General features: G+C 68.5%; 18 protein-coding genes. 10 read left to right on the forward strand and 8 right to left on the reverse strand.

What is annotated here, in order from left to right; translation table 11 throughout:
• Positions 1-41: 41 nt before the first annotated feature.
• Positions 42-668, reverse strand: a complete 627-nt coding sequence (locus tag PV766_RS07340; protein ID WP_129976151.1) for a TetR/AcrR family transcriptional regulator C-terminal domain-containing protein — start codon at positions 666-668, stop codon at positions 42-44.
• Between the two features lie 161 nt (positions 669-829).
• Between PV766_RS07340 and bioB the strand changes: the two genes are divergently transcribed.
• Positions 830-1,843 (forward strand): biotin synthase BioB, encoded by a 1,014-nt coding sequence (bioB, locus tag PV766_RS07345; RefSeq protein WP_421096763.1) that lies wholly within the window; start codon positions 830-832, stop codon positions 1,841-1,843.
• Entirely contained in the window at positions 1,843-2,043 is a 201-nt protein-coding gene (locus tag PV766_RS07350) for a hypothetical protein (protein WP_421096764.1), read from the forward strand. The genes bioB and PV766_RS07350 overlap by 1 nt, the downstream gene beginning before the upstream one ends.
• A gap of 13 nt (positions 2,044-2,056) precedes the next feature.
• Here PV766_RS07350 and PV766_RS07355 read toward each other — a convergent pair whose 3' ends face one another.
• Together PV766_RS07355 and PV766_RS07360 are read right to left on the reverse strand one after the other, a co-directional pair.
• Positions 2,057-2,623, reverse strand: a complete 567-nt coding sequence (locus PV766_RS07355; RefSeq protein WP_064063029.1) for a DUF488 family protein — start codon at positions 2,621-2,623, stop codon at positions 2,057-2,059.
• 27 nt (positions 2,624-2,650) lie between these two features.
• A complete protein-coding gene (locus PV766_RS07360; protein WP_421096765.1) occupies positions 2,651-3,625 on the reverse strand; it encodes an SDR family NAD(P)-dependent oxidoreductase in 975 nt (324 codons plus the stop codon).
• A 110-nt stretch (positions 3,626-3,735) separates the two neighbouring features.
• Here PV766_RS07360 and PV766_RS07365 point away from each other — a divergent pair, with 110 nt between their 5' ends.
• Both PV766_RS07365 and PV766_RS07370 read left to right on the forward strand, forming a co-directional pair.
• Positions 3,736-4,365: a TetR/AcrR family transcriptional regulator gene (locus PV766_RS07365; RefSeq protein ID WP_421096766.1), complete on the forward strand. Its 630-nt coding sequence runs from the start codon at positions 3,736-3,738 to the stop codon at positions 4,363-4,365.
• Positions 4,366-4,427: 62 nt separating this feature from the next.
• On the forward strand, positions 4,428-4,568 hold the full coding sequence (locus PV766_RS07370; RefSeq protein WP_016934221.1) for a hypothetical protein: 141 nt from the start codon (positions 4,428-4,430) through the stop codon (positions 4,566-4,568).
• 15 nt (positions 4,569-4,583) lie between these two features.
• On the opposite strand, the gene PV766_RS07375 is transcribed toward PV766_RS07370, so the two are convergent.
• Entirely contained in the window at positions 4,584-5,294 is a 711-nt protein-coding gene (locus PV766_RS07375; protein WP_064062953.1) for an NUDIX hydrolase, read from the reverse strand.
• An 82-nt stretch (positions 5,295-5,376) separates the two neighbouring features.
• Here PV766_RS07375 and nadA point away from each other — a divergent pair, with 82 nt between their 5' ends.
• From nadA to PV766_RS07395, 4 genes are all read left to right on the forward strand, one after another.
• Positions 5,377-6,408 carry a quinolinate synthase NadA gene (nadA, locus tag PV766_RS07380; RefSeq protein ID WP_064062954.1) on the forward strand — a complete coding sequence of 344 codons (1,032 nt, stop codon included), beginning with the start codon at positions 5,377-5,379 and terminating at the stop codon, positions 6,406-6,408.
• Complete coding sequence (locus PV766_RS07385; RefSeq protein ID WP_421096767.1) at positions 6,405-8,000, forward strand: L-aspartate oxidase; 1,596 nt, start codon at positions 6,405-6,407, stop codon at positions 7,998-8,000. The genes nadA and PV766_RS07385 overlap by 4 nt, the downstream gene beginning before the upstream one ends.
• Before the next feature lies 1 nt (position 8,001).
• Positions 8,002-8,868, forward strand: coding sequence for a carboxylating nicotinate-nucleotide diphosphorylase (gene nadC, locus PV766_RS07390; protein WP_064062956.1), 867 nt, complete (start codon positions 8,002-8,004; stop codon positions 8,866-8,868).
• Positions 8,869-9,065: 197 nt separating this feature from the next.
• The gene (locus PV766_RS07395) at positions 9,066-10,508 is read left to right on the forward strand and encodes a WS/DGAT/MGAT family O-acyltransferase (RefSeq protein WP_421096768.1); all 1,443 of its coding nucleotides are present in this window, start codon (positions 9,066-9,068) and stop codon (positions 10,506-10,508) included.
• A 70-nt stretch (positions 10,509-10,578) separates the two neighbouring features.
• Here the strand turns inward: PV766_RS07395 and PV766_RS07400 are convergent, their stop codons facing one another.
• Complete coding sequence (locus PV766_RS07400) at positions 10,579-12,051, reverse strand: MDR family MFS transporter (protein WP_421096769.1); 1,473 nt, start codon at positions 12,049-12,051, stop codon at positions 10,579-10,581.
• 115 nt (positions 12,052-12,166) lie between these two features.
• Here PV766_RS07400 and PV766_RS07405 point away from each other — a divergent pair, with 115 nt between their 5' ends.
• Positions 12,167-12,781: a TetR family transcriptional regulator gene (locus tag PV766_RS07405; protein ID WP_421096770.1), complete on the forward strand. Its 615-nt coding sequence runs from the start codon at positions 12,167-12,169 to the stop codon at positions 12,779-12,781.
• Positions 12,782-12,848: 67 nt separating this feature from the next.
• Positions 12,849-13,142, forward strand: coding sequence for a DUF2470 domain-containing protein (locus PV766_RS07410; protein WP_421096771.1), 294 nt, complete (start codon positions 12,849-12,851; stop codon positions 13,140-13,142).
• A 37-nt stretch (positions 13,143-13,179) separates the two neighbouring features.
• On the opposite strand, the gene PV766_RS07415 is transcribed toward PV766_RS07410, so the two are convergent.
• The 3 genes from PV766_RS07415 to PV766_RS07425 form a co-directional block, all read right to left on the reverse strand.
• A complete protein-coding gene (locus tag PV766_RS07415; protein WP_421096772.1) occupies positions 13,180-14,298 on the reverse strand; it encodes an alpha/beta fold hydrolase in 1,119 nt (372 codons plus the stop codon).
• Between the two features lie 68 nt (positions 14,299-14,366).
• Positions 14,367-14,777: a hypothetical protein gene (locus tag PV766_RS07420; RefSeq protein ID WP_129976137.1), complete on the reverse strand. Its 411-nt coding sequence runs from the start codon at positions 14,775-14,777 to the stop codon at positions 14,367-14,369.
• Positions 14,778-14,885: 108 nt separating this feature from the next.
• Complete coding sequence (locus PV766_RS07425) at positions 14,886-16,640, reverse strand: PHA/PHB synthase family protein (RefSeq protein WP_421096773.1); 1,755 nt, start codon at positions 16,638-16,640, stop codon at positions 14,886-14,888.
• Between the last annotated feature and the right edge of the window lie 54 nt (positions 16,641-16,694).

Genomic DNA, 16,694 nt, shown 5'->3' on the forward strand with positions numbered 1-16,694 from the left:
AGCGTCGAAGATAGGAGACGGGTCCGACAGGAGTGGCGGGATCAGGATGTCGCACGGGTCTCCAGACGTGCGCGGATGCCGTCGACGAACAACTGAAGACCGAACTCGAACCGGACGGCGGGATCGCCGTCGAGCAGGTCGTCGTCGGCCTCGGCCGGCTGCTCGGTCGCGACATCGGGGGAGAGGGGAGCGCGGGTGAGCGCGCCGAGTTCCTCGAGCTGCGCGCGGGACTGCTCGTCGACGGTGTGGCCGAGCACGTAGTGCAGCAGCGCGTAGCCGGTGAGCTCGGCGTATGCCTGCGACAGGCCGGCACGTCCGGCGGTCCCCACGAAGGCGTCGCGGGCCCGGGAGGTGGTGAGCCGCGATGCGTAGCTCGACGCGACGAGTTCCGCGCCGTCGCGGTGAGCGAGCAGCGCGGCGCGGAAACGGTGCGCGAGTTCGGCGAGCGCGCCGTCCCAGGCGTCGCTTGCGGGAGGTTCGTCGACACCGTCGAGGATGCGGTCGGCCATAGCCCCGAGCAGGGTCTGCTTGTTCGGGAAGTGCCAGTACAGCGCGCCGGGCTGGACGCCGAGCGACGATGCGAGCTTGCGCATCGTCAGGTCGCCGAGTCCGTACTCGTCGAGGATCGCCATGGCGCCGTCGAGGACGTCGCCGCGTCGCAACTGCACTGCTTCTTCGCTCCTGATTCTCCTGCCGTCCGCGGCGGTACCGCTCCGCCGGGGATCCGAACCGATGGATTCGTGCCTTTGACACTATCGGACGGTTCGCTCTAACCTGAACGCTGTTCAATTGAACGATGTTCAAGTTCTCGCCACCCCAGGAGACGGCAGTGACCCAGGCGCCCGCCCGCACCGACATCCTCGACATCGCCCGCGACCAGGTGCTCGCCCGCGGAATCGGATTCGACCGCGACCAGACCCTCGAGGTCCTGCAGCTGCCCGACGATCGCATCGACGATCTTCTGGCGGTCGCCCACGACGTGCGCATGGCGTGGTGCGGACCGGAGGTGGAGGTCGAGGGGATCATCAGCCTCAAGACCGGCGGCTGCCCCGAGGACTGCCATTTCTGCTCACAGTCGGGCCTGTTCGCCTCCCCGGTGCGCGCCGCCCGGCTCGACATCCCGTCACTCGTCGAGGCCGCGAAGCAGACCGCGAAGACCGGAGCCACCGAATTCTGCATCGTCGCGGCCGTGCGCGGACCCGACGAACGACTCCTCGCGCAGGTCGCGGCCGGCATCGAAGCGATCCGCAACGAGGTCGACATCCAGATCGCGTGCTCGCTCGGCATGCTCACCCAGGATCAGGTCGACCGGCTCGTCGCGATGGGCGTGCACCGCTACAACCACAATCTCGAGACCGCCCGCTCACACTTCCCGAACGTCGTCACCACCCACACCTGGGAGGAGCGCTTCGAGACGTTGCGGATGGTGCGCGAGGCAGGTATGGAGGTGTGCTGCGGCGGCATTCTCGGGATGGGTGAAACCGTCGAGCAGCGAGCCGAATTCGCAGCCGACCTCGCGGCGCTCGAACCCGACGAGGTGCCGCTGAACTTCCTCAATCCGCGCCCCGGCACTCCTTTCGGGGACCTCGAGGTGCTGCCCGCCACCGAGGCGCTCAAGGCCGTGGCGGCCTTCCGGCTGGCGTTGCCGCGCACCATCCTCCGATTCGCCGGCGGCCGCGAGATCACGCTCGGCGACCTCGGCGCGCAGAGGGGGATCCTCGGCGGGATCAACGCCGTCATCGTCGGCAACTACCTCACCACGCTCGGCCGGCCCGCGGAGACCGACCTCGATCTGCTCGGCGAACTGAAGATGCCGATCAAGGCCCTGGGCGAGACGATCTGATGTTCGATCCGTTCACCGGCGAAACGATCGTCGACGGGGCGGTCCGAACCCGTTCCGCAGCAGTGCAGCTCGGCCTCGAACCGCCGCGGTTCTGCACGCAGTGCGGCCGGCGGATGATCGTGCAGATCGCACCGGACGGATGGTGGGCGCGGTGTTCGCGCCACGGGACCGTCGACTCCGTGATGAGCGAACAGCGGTGACGAGCGGCAGCGCTCACGAATCGTCGCCGGACTCCCCGGGGTAGGTGACCACGCCATCGGGACCCACCGAGGGCGTCGCACCCCACTGTCCCAGTTCGTGCGGGCGCGGTGTCGCGTTGTTGACGAGATGGACGACGGCCCATCCCCGCGCGGTGAGGGTGTTCGCAATCAACAGGCGGTGACAGCGCCAAGGCATCGGCTCACCGCACATGATGGCGACGTGCCGGTGCTCGGCCAGTTCGGTGAGGCGTCGCAGTCCGGCCTCGAAGTCGTCGGTGAGCGTGTAATCGGCGTAGTTCTTGAAACTCGCGTTCTTCCATCCCGCATTGATCGCCGGATCGACGTCCTTCTGTTTCGGCCGCCTGCCACCGAGTTCGGTGAGGTGCAGGTAGCCGATCCCGGCGCTGTCGAGCCAGGACGGCATCTCGTCGGCGTCGAACTGCGGGCTGCGGCGTGAGCCGGGCATCTTCCGTACGTCGACGACGACGTCGATGTCCGCCGAAGTCAGTGTGTCGAGCAGGACGGACTGCGGACACGTCCAGTGGCCGATGGTCCACAGGACACGGGAGTCGGCACTCATGGTGCCCATCGTCTCATCTCGTGTGCGTCACCCACGCGTAGTTTCTCGGCTCCGTCGCGCTCCGGTCGCGACCACCTGATCTGGGTCCGCCGGACACATGGTTCGCACATTCCGGATCGCGGATCGTTCCCCACTCACGGATTCCGGTGCCGGTACGGGGTCCTCCGCGGCCCGGCTCACCGATTCCCATTCGAGCCAGGTGTCGATCTTCTCCCGGGTGGCGGCCACGACCGCGTCCAGGACGGCGCTGCCCAGGACGATGCGTCGCGGCGGTCGGTCGGCGTCGACGACCGCGAGGAGTGCCCGCGCGGCCAGGGCGGGGTGGCTGTCGATGCTCGTGGACGCGCTCTGCTTCTCGATCTCGGCTCGCAGCGAGTCGTAGTCCGATCGGGGAGTGCTCACCGTCATGGTGGTATAGAGATCGGTCCAGTAGCCGCCCGGCTCGACGATCGTGACGTCGATGCCGAAATGCGCGGCCTCGACGGCCAGTGCTTCACTGAGTCCTTCGAGAGCGAACTTGCTCGCGCTGTAGAGCCCTGTGCCGGGTCCGCTCAGTACGCCCCCGATGCTCGAGATCTGCACGAGATGCCCGCGTCCTCGGCCCCGGAAGGCCGCCATGGCGGCCTGGCTGACCCACATCGCTCCGAAGAAGTTCGTCTCGAACTGCGCACGCGCCTGCTCCTCGGTGAACTCTTCGACGAATCCGTAGGCCATGGTGCCTGCGTTGTCGACGACGATGTCGAGGTCTCCGAAACGGTCGCGCGCCCTGTCGAAAGTGGCGAACACCGCCGTGCGGTCGGTGACGTCGGCCGGGAGCCGGAGGAGGCGCTCCGGATCCCGGGGGAGATCGGCCGACCCGATCGATCGTGAGACGGCCACGACGTTGTCACCTCTCGACAGCGCGGCGCGGACGAACTCCCTGCCGAGGCCGCGGCTCGCGCCGGTGATCAACCAGGTGCGGGGACGCGCAACGGGGTACGCGGTCGTCGGTCGGATGGTCATGCATACCTCCTGATCGATACGAGACGGTCCGTCTCGTTCACTTGAGAATGACTCTTCGAGGAATGCCTGTCAAGACGCAACGTCTCGTCTCGATGGGATATCGTCGACCCATGCCCGCGCGCCCCGAACCCGGAAACTCCCGGCGGAACCCCGCCTCGCGGAAAGCGATTCTCGATGCCGCTTTCGACTTGGTCGCCGAGGTCGGCTACTCGAAACTCGGTATCGAGGCGATCGCCGCCCGGGCCGGCGTGGGGAAGCAGACGATCTATCGCTGGTGGCCGTCGAAAGGAGCCGTGCTCCTCGATGCGTATCTGGCGCACACGCAGGGCGATGCCGGGGACGAGGCGGCGCTGCCCGACACCGGCGACCTCCGCGCGGACCTCATCGCGGTGCTGCAGGCGACCGTGGCGGAGCTGCAGAACCCGAAGTTCGCCGTCCCGCTGCGCGCATTGACCGTCGCGGTGCTCGAAGACCCCGAACTCGCAGCGGAATACGAACGCCGCCTCGACACGCCGATGCGGGAGATGAAGAAGGCCAGGCTCCGGGCTGCGCAGAGTGCGGGGCAACTGCCGGACGACCTCGATCTCGATGTCGCCGTGGACATGCTGTTCGCCCCTGTCGCCCAGAAATGGTCGGCCACCGGCGAACCCCCGTCGAACGACTACGTCCGCACTCTGGTCGAGACCGTCCTCTCCGGCCTGACGCGTCCGTCCGAGGGCATCCCGTCCGCGAGCATGTAACGCACGATTCCTCCTGTCCGACACACACGTCGGAATCACATGACGATCAGGGGAGGGACACCATGGGTTCGGTCGACGTTCTGGAATGGATCCGCGAAGGTTATCTGGCGGGCGATCCGCTGCGCTCGGCGTTGTTCGTCGGCTCGGCCTTCCTGACGATGCCGCTGCAGTTGCTCGAGGTCATCCTGGGCCGGCCTTTCTGACCTCCTCGGGGAGGTTCACACCGGTGGACGCAGGGCGGCGAATTCGTCCGTCACGCGCAGCCGGGAGTCGGTGAAGCGGTAGAGCGCCGGGGGCCGGCCTCCCGCTTTTCCGGAGGGTGCGGTGTTGCCGGTGCGGGTGAGCACGTTCCGCCGCGCCAGCACCCGCTGAAGATTGGTGGCATCCACTTCGTATCCCAGTGCCGCGCAATAGATGTCGCGCAGAGTCGACATGGAGAACTCCGCCGGCGCGAGGCCGAACGCGATGTTCGTGTACGACAGCTTCGCGGCCAGGCGCGCATGGGCGTTCGTCACCATCACTCCGTGGTCGAAGGACATGTCGGGAAGATCCGACACCGGATGCCAGGCGGTGTCGGACGGCAGTTGAGGATCCGAGGTCAGGGGGATCAGACCGAGATAGGTCGACGCGATGGTGCGCGGACCCGGCACGCGCGTCGGGTCGGAGAAGACCGACAACTGCTCGAGATGCGCGACCTTGCGGACGTCGACCTTCTCCGCCAGCTGGCGCCGGGCCGACGTCGTGAGGTCCTCGTCGCTGCGTAGTCGTCCGCCGGGGAGCGACCATGTGCCGGCCTGTGGATCGAGCGCCCGCTGCCACAGCAACACCCCGAGTTCGGGCTCGCCGCGGAAGGCTCCCGAGGCGTCCGGGAAGTGCCGAACCTGGAACACGGCGATGAGCACTTCGTGACGGGTGTTACCATGTGTCATGTTTTCGATCCTAAGTCGAAAACCTCGAACACGGAAATTCCGGTACAACCCGCCGGGATGACACCCTCGAAGGAGCAAGGCCATGACCACGACCGAGTGGGCGGGAGCCTCCACCATCGTCGACGGCCCCGGCGGTTACACGGGCGTCGAGGCGACGCCGGAGTGGGCCGAGGAGGTCCGTCGGTTGGCCCGTGAGCGCAACGCCACGCTGCTCGCGCACAACTACCAGCTTCCCGCGATCCAGGACGTCGCCGATCACGTCGGCGACTCGCTCGCGCTCTCGCGTATCGCCGCCGAGGCCGAGGAGGACACCATCGTCTTCTGCGGTGTGCACTTCATGGCCGAGACCGCGAAGATCCTCAGCCCGAACAAGACGGTGCTCATCCCGGACGAGCGAGCCGGCTGCTCGCTCGCCGACTCGATCACCGCCGACCAGCTGCGCGAGTGGAAGGCCGACCACCCCGACGCCGTGGTGGTCTCGTACGTCAACACCACCGCCGAGGTCAAAGGCCTGACCGACATCTGCTGCACCTCGTCGAACGCCGTCGACGTCGTGGCGTCCATCGACCCCGACCGCGAGGTGTTGTTCCTGCCCGACCAGTTCCTCGGCGCCCACGTCAAGCGCGTCACCGGTCGCGAGAACATGCACATCTGGGCCGGAGAGTGCCACGTGCACGCCGGCATCAACGGCGACGAACTCGCCGCCCAGGCCAAGGCGCACCCCGACGCCGACCTGTTCGTCCACCCCGAATGCGGCTGCGCGACATCGGCGCTCTACCTCGCCGGGGAGGGCTTCGTGCCCGACGACAAGGTCAAGATCCTGTCCACCGGCGGCATGATCGACGCCGCCCGTGAGACGGGGGCGAAGCAGGTCCTCGTCGCCACCGAGGTCGGCATGTTGCATCAGCTCCGCAAGGCCGCGCCCGGCATCGACTTCCAGGCCGTCAACGACCGCGCGTCGTGCCCCTACATGAAGATGATCACTCCCGCCGCGCTGCTGCGCTGCCTGCAGGAGGGACGCGACGAGGTCCACGTCGAGGCCGACGTCGCCGAGCGGGCCCGCCTGTCGGTGCAGCGCATGATCGCCATCGGCAACCCGGGCAGCGGCGAGTGACCACCTCCATCACGGTCGCGTGGGAGGACCACGCCGACCTGGTGGTCGTCGGGGGTGGTGTCGCCGGCCTCACGGCCGCGCGCGCCGCCTCCCGACGTGGCGCGCGTGTGCTCACGGTGAGCAAGGGTGGCCCCACCGACACGGCCACCCAGTACGCCCAGGGCGGTATCGCCGTGGTGGCGCCGGTGGGCGACAGCGTCGACGCCCACGTGGCCGACACCCTCGCCGCGGGCGGGGGGCTGTGCGAGGAGGACGCGGTGCGCTCGATCGTCACCGCCGGTCCCGATGCGGTCACCGCACTGCGCGATCTCGGTGCGGTCTTCGACACCGGGGGTGACGGCGACATCGCCCGCACCCGCGAGGGAGGGCACAGCACCCGCCGCATCATCCACGCCGGTGGCGACGCGACCGGCGCCGAGGTGCAGCGCGCCCTCGGCGCGGCGGCACAACGCGCTCTCGGCGCGGCGGGCCTGCCCGTCCTGTTCGGTGCCGCCGCTGCCCGCGTGCTCACCGACGACCGTGGTGTCACCGGACTTCTGGTCCTCGACGGCCGTGGCTTCGGCATCGTCCACGCGCCGGCCGTGCTCCTCGCGACCGGGGGCCTCGGGCAACTGTACGCGTGCAGTACGAATCCGCCCGGTGCCACCGCCGACGGTGTCGCGCTGGCCCTGACCGCCGGTGCCGGGGTCGCCGACCTCGAGTTCGTCCAGTTCCACCCGACCGTGCTGTTCGCCGAAGGCGGCACCGGACGGCGGCCGCTCATCAGCGAAGCGGTGCGCGGCGAGGGTGCACGCCTCGTCGACTCCCGCGGTCGCTCGATCACCGAGGGCGTGCACCCGCTCGGCGACCTCGCGCCTCGCGACGTCGTCTCGCGGGCCATCGCCGAGCGTCTCACCGCGCTCGGTGAGGATCACGTCTACCTCGACGCTCGTCACCTCGGCGGGTTCGCTAGCCGATTCCCGACCATCACGGCGATGTGCGCCGACGCAGGCCTCGATCCCGCCCGGGATCTGCTGCCCGTCGCTCCCGCCGCGCACTACTCGTGCGGGGGTGTCGTCACCGACGTGCACGGCCGCACCCGCATTCCCGGCTTGTACGCGGCGGGCGAAGTGGCGCGCACCGGCCTGCACGGCGCGAACCGGCTCGCCTCCAACAGCCTTCTCGAAGGACTCGTGCTCGGAGAGAGGGCGGGAGCGGCTGCGGCTCTCGAGCGGGCCGGGCTGCGCTCCGAGTCCACCGGCATTCCCGGTGTCGTCTCGGCCGTGTGCGACCGCGCGCGTCTGCAACACCTCATGACGCGGCACGCGCTCGTCGTGCGCGACGCCGACGGGCTGGCCACTGCCGCAGTCGAACTCGACGGCGCGAGCACGACCGGACCGTGCGCCGACGCGGATCGGCTCGAGGACGCGGCGCTCACCGTCACCGCGCGGGCACTGCTGCTCGCGGCTCGGCGCCGCACCGAGTCGCGGGGATGTCACACCCGCAGCGACCACCGGGACACCGACCCCGCGCAGGCCCGCAGCCTCGAACTACGCCTCGATGGAAACGGCGAGTTGTCCTTCACCACACCGGAACTGACAGGAGTCAACTGAGATGACCACCGTGCTGCCCGACGGACTCGACCTCGCCGAAACCCGCGAACTGGTCCGGAAGGCACTCGACGAGGACCTGCGCTACGGGCCGGACGTCACCACCGACGCCACCGTGCCCGCCGACGCCGTCGCCACCGCCTCGGTGGTCGCGCGGCAGGCCGGCACCCTCGCCGGTCTCGACGTCGGGCTGCTCGTCCTCGACGAGGTCATCGGCGCCGATCACTACCGCGTGCTCGACCGCAGGTCCGACGGTGAGCGGGTGTTGCCCGGGGATTCGGTCCTGACCGTCGAGGCGCCGACCCGTGGTCTGCTCACCGCCGAGCGCACGATGCTCAACCTCCTGTGTCACCTGTCGGGCATCGCCACGGCCACCTCGCACTGGGTCGATGCGGTGACGGGCACCGAAGCGAAGATCCGCGACAGCCGCAAGACCCTGCCGGGAATGCGTGCGCTGCAGAAGTACGCGGTACGGATGGGGGGCGGTGTCAACCATCGCATGGGACTCGGCGACGAGGCACTGATCAAGGACAACCACGTCGCCGCGGCGGGCTCGGTGGTCGCCGCGCTGCGCGCCGTCCGGGACCATGCTCCCGACATCGCGTGCGAAGTGGAGGTCGACACCCTCGAGCAGTTCGACGAGGTACTCGCCGAGAACGTCGAGTTGATCCTGCTCGACAACTTCCCCCTGTGGCAGACGCAGATCGCGGTGCAGCGGCGCAACACCCACGCGCCGAAGACGCGGCTCGAATCCTCCGGCGGCCTGTCCCTCGACGTCGCCGCGGACTATGCCCGCACCGGCGTCGACTACCTCGCGGTGGGCGCGCTCACCCATTCGGTGACCGTGCTCGACTTCGGGCTGGACATGTAGTGCGTAGATCGCGTGTCGCCGGACGGGTGACTCGGACGCGGCACCGGAATATTCGTCGGTGAGACGGTCCCCTTGCTCGCGTCTTCTGAGGTAGAACTGACACACATCGACGTGCCGGGACCGGTCACGTGGGGGCGGGCTCCGGTGGTGGCCGGTGCCGTGTGGGGGAGGAAGACAGAAACGCGATGCGGTTACCGATGGCACCGACCGACTCGATGTTCCTGCTCGGCGAGTCGCGCGATCACCCGATGCATGTCGGCGGTCTCCTGCTGTTCCAGCCGCCGGAAGGCAAGGACGCGAGCGACCTGCGATCGATGTTCGCCGAGGCGCTCGCCCGTGAGGAACCCGCCGGGCCGCTGTGGTGCAAGCGGCCCACCCGCTCGCTGTTCACCCTCGGGCAATGGGCCTGGGAGGACGATCCGCGTTTCTCGATCGACTACCACGTCCGGTTCAACGCGCTGCCGTCCCCGGGCACGATGGACGATCTGTGGGAACTCGTCTCCCGCCTGCACGCCTCGCTGCTCGACCGCACGCGCCCACTGTGGGAGATGCATCTGATCGAAGGGCTGGCAGACGGTCGCTACGCCCTGTACGTGAAGATCCACCACGCGCTCGCCGACGGGGTGGGGGCCATGCGTCTGATGCGCCGCGCGCTCAGCACCGACCCGGAACGCGCCGACATGCCGGCGCCGTGGGCGGTCGACGACGCCCGGTCGCCGAGCCGCTCGGCGATGGGTACCGCGATCGGGTTCCCCGGTGCGGTCGTCCGTGCGGCGACCGGCGTGGTGAACGACGCGGTGAACGTGGTGTCCGAGGCGATGGCTCTGGTCCCGGCGCTCGTCGGCACCGTCGACCGGGCACTGCACAATCGCGGGGGTTCGTTGTCGCTGGGCGCTCCGAACACCATCCTCAACCGTCAGATCTCCGGATCGCGCAGGTTCGCGGCCCGGTCGTGGCCGATCGAACGCCTGCGCATGGTGGCCAAGGCGGCCGACGCGACACTCAACGACGTCGTCCTCGAACTGTCGGGTGGGGCTCTGCGGGCGTTCCTCACCGAACGCGATGCGCTGCCGGACGATTCGCTGGTCGCCATGGTTCCGGTGTCGTTGCGCCAGAGCACGAACTCGTCGGGCAACGAGATCGGCATTCTCATGTGCACGCTCGGCACGCAGTGCGCCGACCCGGTGGAACGGCTTGCGCGCGTGCGGGGTTCGATGATCGAGGGCAAGCATGCGATGAATTCGATGTCGAAGCTCGGTCGTCTCGCGACGAGCGCGGTGGGCGTGGCACCCCTTGCGGTGGGGGTGCTCACCGGCAACCGGGCGCTCCCACGTCCGCCGTTCAACGTGATCGTCTCGAACGTGCCGGGACCCGATTCGCCGCTGTATTGGAACGGCGCCCGCGTCGACGCGTTGTATCCGCTGTCGGTGCCCGTCGACGGACAGGCGCTGAACATCACGTGCACGAGTACCGACGACGAGATCGCCTTCGGGCTGACGGCGTGCGGCCGCACGGTGCCGGACCTCGCCCGGCTGCTCGATCACCTCGACGACGAACTCGGGGCCCTGGAATCCGCTCTCGGAGTCCGGGTGGAGGTCGACGACGAGGGGAGCGGGAAGGGCGACGCCGGGAACGACTGACCGCCTCGTACGAACGAGGCAGGGCCGGCCGGGACGATGCTCCCGGCCGGCCCTGTTGCCCGCCCGGTGATTAGGCGTCGACCGGTTCGAGCGCCGAACGATCCTCGACGCGACGCACGAGCGGCGCCAGGACGACGGCGACGAGAGCGATGCATCCACCGACGACGAAAGCCGTCCGCACGCCGGAGGCCAGGGCACCGGCCTCGCTCGCGGTGTTCGCCTTCTCGGCGCCGATGGTCATGGCGGCGACGAGCACGGCGGTGCCGGCGGCACCGGCGAGCTGCTGCAGCGTGTTCATGATGGCGCTGCCGTGGCCGTACAGGCGCGGGGGCAGCGAACCGAGGGAGGCCGTCATGAGTGGGGTCATGAGCATCGCCATGCCGATGCAGAAGACGACGTGCATCGCTACGACGACACCGAGCGCGGTGTCGGTGCCCAGCTGCGTCAGCCACCACTGCCCGCCCGCGAGCAGCAGCGCACCCGGGATCACGAGGGGACGAGGTCCCACCTTGTCGTAGAGGCGACCGATGATCGGGGAGATCACGCCCTGCACGAGTCCGCCCGGCAGCAGGAGCATGCCGGTGGTGAGCACGGAGACCCCGAGAACCGACTGGAAGTAGATCGGCAGCACGATCACGGTGCCGAGCATCGTCGCCATGCACACGATGACGATGCCCACGGAGAGCCGGAAGGTGGGGACGGTGAACGGCTTCAGGTCGAGCAGGGCCGAGCCCTCCTGCACCAACTTCTGCTGACGCGTGACGAACAGCGCGAGTGCGAGCACGCCGACGACCAGCGACACCACCGGGGTGAGCGCACCGTCCGAGACGAGCGTGCCGATGTTCGCGAGACCGTACACGAGGCCGCCGAAGGCGAACACCGAGATCACGATGGACGCCACGTCCAACGGCGCCCTACGGGTGAGACTGCGGATATGGACGAAGGCGAAGCCCGCGGCGAAGACGACCGCGCCGAGCGCGAACATGATGCCGAACAACCAACGCCAACTGAGCGCGTCGACCACGACACCGGCAATCGTCGGACCGATCGCGGGCGCCACCGAGATGACCACGGAATTCAGGCCCATCACGGTGCCGCGATGCTGCACGGGCACCTCGGAGATCGTCGTGGTCATGAGCAACGGCAGGATGATGGCGGTGCCGGCGGCCTGGACGACACGCGCGAGCAGCATGAGTGCGAAGGTCGGGGCCACCACCGCGAGCGCCGTGCCCACGAGGAACAACACGATCGCGAGGAGGAACAGCGCGCGGGTCGTGAAGCGCTGCAGCATGAAGCCGGTGGTGGGGATGACCACGGCCATGATGAGCATGAAGCCGGTGGTCAGCCACTGCGCGGTGGACGCCGTGACCGAGAAGTCCCGCATCAGCTGTGGCAGCGCGACACTGAGCACCGTCTCGTTGAGGATCATGAGCAGTGCGGCGAGCACCAGCACACCGATCACCTTCGTGAGCGTGCGGGTGGAGGGGATGTTCCCACCCGCGTCACCGGCCGGGGGATCTTCCCGATGTCGGACGTCAGTCATCTGGACCTTTTTCTCGTGGGGATTGCGACCACGAGATGGTGTCACAATGTGACAACTTGTCGTAAGCTGACAATCAAACGATGTGTGCGAGATCGCACCGAACGAAGGGGACCCCATGGCCGCGACCGACGACCGCCCGCCCCGCGATCTCCGGGCGCGCCGACGCCGCGACACACGCAACGAGATCCACAGCGCCGCACTGGATCTGTTCGAGTCGCAAGGGGTGCGGGAAACGACCGTCGCGCAGATCGCCGACCTCGCGGGCGTTTCCTCACGCACCTTCTTCCGCTACTTCACCTCCAAGGAACAGGCCGCGCTCCCGGGGCAGTGGCGCCTGCTGACGATGATCGAAACCCTCGACATCGCCGGTTCGGAACCCGCCGCGATCCTGCGCGCGATCGAGCGCGCCACCGAGAAGGTCGTCGGGCGCGACAGCGACCCCGAACTCGAGGAACATCGTCGCGTCGCCCGCCTGCTCGCCGCCTACCCGGAACTACAGGCGCTGGCAGCGGCCCAGGAGACGTCACTCGTGGAGCGATTGCGAGAGAGGATCGCGGAGCAGACGGAGGAGGTGGATCCGACGACGGTGCGCCTGGTGGCCGAACTGGCCGTGACGGTGTGGCGCACGAGCTGGGACATGTGGGGCGAACTCGCCCTCGCCGGCGACGACCGCGATCCGGTCGAGGTGTATCGCGAGTGCCGAGAGTCGTTGCGGCGCATCGTCGAATGAGTCGTCAGCGGTCGCGACCGGGACCGACGCGCTCGTCGTCCGCCCCGATTGGTTACGCTCAGCGCCCGTGACCGACTTCGACAGCCAGGTGATGGCGGCTGTGACCGCTCACATGAACGACGACCACGCAGCCGACAGCCTGCTCATCGTGCGTGCCTTCGCCGAGCCCGGTGCCGTCGAGGCGCGGATGACCGGCGTCGACCGCGAGGCGGGGGAGTGGGTCGTCGTCATCGACGGTCGCGATCACACCGTGCGCATCCCCTGGCTCGAGCCGGTGACCGACCGGGCCGGACTCCGCACGGCCGTCGTCGATCTCTACAAGGCGGCGTGTACGCGCCTCGGGGTCGACACCCCGTCCTGATCGCTGTCCCGACCGCGCTACGGTCGGGACAGCGCGATCATGTCGACGCTGCCAGCCGTCGGGCGTGCGGCGTCCACACCTCAGTGAGTGCACGACGGCCGATGAACAGCCCGATGTGACCGGCATCGGCGACGGTGGCGGTGATCCTCTGCGGCGGGGTCGACACGTACTCCGCGAGCGCGGTGACCTGCCGGGGAGTCGCGATCGGGTCGGCGGAGCCGGCGATCAGATGGACCGGGCAGTCGACGGCCGCGAGATCGACGACGCGTCCCTCGGCCCTCAGTGTGCCGACGACGAGTTCGTTGCCCACGAACAGGTGGCGCATGATCCATGCGCGGAACGCCGAGGGGATCTCCTGTTTCCAGGCGAACCAGTGTCGTTCGGCTTCCCAGCGTGCGACCTCGTCGGGGTCGTCGAGCAGGCCGAGCAGCGTCATCGCACGCTCGATCTCGCCGATCGGGTCCGTGGTCGGCATCCCTACGGCCCGCGCCGCCCCGTACCAGAAGTCGATCGTCGAGGCCGCCGCCGTGCGGGGCGCATGGGCCAGCACCGACAGCGCGGGCTGGTCGACGTGGAAGTCGATCGGTGCCCCCGCCACGGTCAACGAGTGCACGGTCCCGGGGTGCAGCGCCGCGTAGACGGTGCCGAGCCACCCGCCCTGGCTGTCGCCGATCAGGTTCACCCTGCCGCCGAGATGAGCGACGGCGTCGGCCACGACGGCCAGATGCTCGTCGATCGAGCAATCGTCCGTGGCGGTGGTCGCGGGCGCCCAATCGAGACAGTGCAGACGGGTGAGACCGCCGGCTCTGAGGGCTTCGACCTGACTGCGGTCGGCGGAATGGTCGACGATGCACGAATGGGTGCCGGCCTGCGGCGGCAGCAGCAGCGTCGGGATCTCGTCGCGTGCGGGGTCGGAGGTGCTGCAATCACGCAGACCGCCGAGGGACCACCGGCGCACCACCGGCCAGTCCGTGCTCCAGCGTGGCAGCGTGGCCGAGGTCAGTGCCCGGCTGTACCGGTTCGCGTCGGAGACCAACGTGCACGGTGTGGCGCCGCGTCGTACGAGGCCGGCGAGATAGGCGCTCCAACCGGCGATCGCCGCGGTCCCGAGACGAATCGGGGCCGCGGCGATCCTGGCGGGTGTCAGTGACTGCATGCACTGCACCGGAGAACGCCCGCTGATGCGGTGTTCGGGTTCGACAACTGCATCGAGGGAGTCGTCGATTACTTGAGGAGGTCGCGAGCGGTGCTCGTGACGGTGGTGGTGAGCTCGCGAGCGAAGGAGACCTGAGCCTTGGTGAGCTCGGCGACCCACTCGACGGGGGTGGCCTCGGCGACCTTCTCCTGCAGATCCAGGATGCTCGAGACGGCCTTCTCGTAGGTGTCGACGCCGAGGTTCCCGCTCTGCTTCGCAGCGTCGATGAACTTCGCGTTGAACTCCTGGAAGCGCTCGGTGGCCTCGTCGACGGTCCTGGTGAACTCGGTGGCGGCCTTGTCGGCGACCGCGGCGGCCGTCGAGGTCAGCTTCTCGGCCGACTGCTGGGCCGTTGCGGTGGCCTCGGTGGCGGCCTTCGTGGCGGCTTCGGTGGCCTTGGTGCCGGCGTTCGCGGCGGTGGTCTTGGTCGGTGCGGTCATGATGTGTACCTTCCGTGGGCGCTCGTGACGGGAGCGGAACTTCCCCTGTGGGGTGCGCTCGGATCGGCGCTGTTAGCAGGTTAGCAAGACGATAGCTAACTCGCAATATCACTCGAAGACATAGGTTCCCGGCGCATCACACAGGGGCGGATGCTGCGCGCTGCCCATCGCCGGCGGCGCGACGAGGTCACCGGCACGCTTCGCCGACCACGCCGTCCAGTCCTCCCACCACGAACCGGGGGTGCGGGTGGTCCTCTCGGCCCAGACCTTCGGATCCTCGGGCAGCTTCGGCAGCTCGTCTGCGTCGGGGGTGCCGACGGCGTCGAACCACGCCTTCGGGCTCGGGGGATTGACCGCGCCGGCCACGTGGCCGCCGCTGGTCAGCACGTACCGGACCGAGCCACCGAGCAACCCCGTGGCCTTGTACGACGAGGTCCACGGCACGATGTGATCGTTGATCGCGCCGACCACGTAGGTATCGCACGTGATGTCCGAGAGGTCGAGGACCTCGCCGTCGAGCTCGTACACACCGCGCGCGAGCTCGTTGCGTCCGTACAGCGACCGCAGGTAATGCGAGTGCATCTTCGCCGGCATACGGGTGCTGTCCTCGTTCCACGCGAGGATGTCGAAGGCGGCGGGCTTCTCGCCCTTCATCCATCGCGATACCCAGTAATTGAAGATCAGATCCCGCGCGCGGATCATGTCGAAACTGCCGGCCATCTCGTTACCCGAGAGGAAGCCCTGCCTGCTCATCCGGAACTCGACGCGGTCGAGCGTCGCCGGGTCGGTGAGCAGTGCCAGCTCGCCGACCTCGCTGTAGTCGAGGAGCGTGTTGAGCATGGTGAACGCGCTGATCCGCTCGTCGCCGAGCTTGCCCATCCGGGCCGCCGTCATCGCCGCCATCGCGCCACCGAGGCAGATCGAGAGCACCTCGATTCGTGACGACCCGGTGATCTCCTCGACGACGTCGAGTGCCGCCGAAACACCCTGCCGGTAGTAGTCGTCCATCGTGATCTCGTGCATCGACTCGTCCGGGTTACGGTACGAGATCGCGAACACGGTGCGGTTGTGCTGCACGGCCCACTCGATGAGGCTGCGCTGCGGCGCGAGATCGAGGATGTAGTACTTGTTGATCCACGGCGGCGCGGCCAGGATCGGGATCTCGTGCACCTCGCCGGTCTGTGGCGCGTACTGGATGACCTCGATCAGGTCGTTGCGGAAGACGACCGTGCCCGGGGTCGCGGCCATGTTCTCGCCGAGAGTGAACGCCTCCCGGTCGACCTTGAGCGGCAGGCCCTTCCGGTGCACGACATCCTCGACGGCGTACTTCGCGCCGCGGAACAGGCTCGCTCCACCGGTGTCGAGCGCGCGCACGAGCACACCCGGGTTGATGAGGAAGTTCGACGGCGCGAGCGCGTCGAACATCAGATTCGCGAACTGGCGTGCCTTGCCGTCCTGGACCGGGTCACCTGCGCCGGCGTCGGCGAGATCCTCGACGTATTCGCGGGTGGCGAGATAACTCTGCAGTAGTGAGAAGTAGGCAGGATTCTCCTTCCACGCGGCGTCGGAGAACCGGCGATCCTTCGGATCCGGGGCGACCGGGGCCTGAGGATCGCGGGCACTCCACACGCGCGTCGCCGCCGCCGGGATGTTCGCCAGACGGTAGGCGTAGTCCGTGGTCGCCTCCGCCACGGCCCGCGGATTCTTCGCGGCGCGACCGGCGACCGAAGCGACGGCCGGGCCCCAGCCGATCGGGTCGAGCGAGGAAGTGAGCTTCTTCTGCAGATGGTTGAGCACCGAGCAACTCCAGAACTGGGTGGATGGTCCGGAGCCGAGATTGACACCGCCCGCGAGGGCGCGCACCTTACCCCCAGGTACGTGCTACCTGCATGTTCGTCGCACATGCCGCGAAATCGG

Origin of the sequence: Rhodococcus sp. As11 (assembly GCF_048957735.1) — a bacterium.
Lineage (GTDB): Bacteria > Actinomycetota > Actinomycetes > Mycobacteriales > Mycobacteriaceae > Rhodococcus > Rhodococcus gordoniae.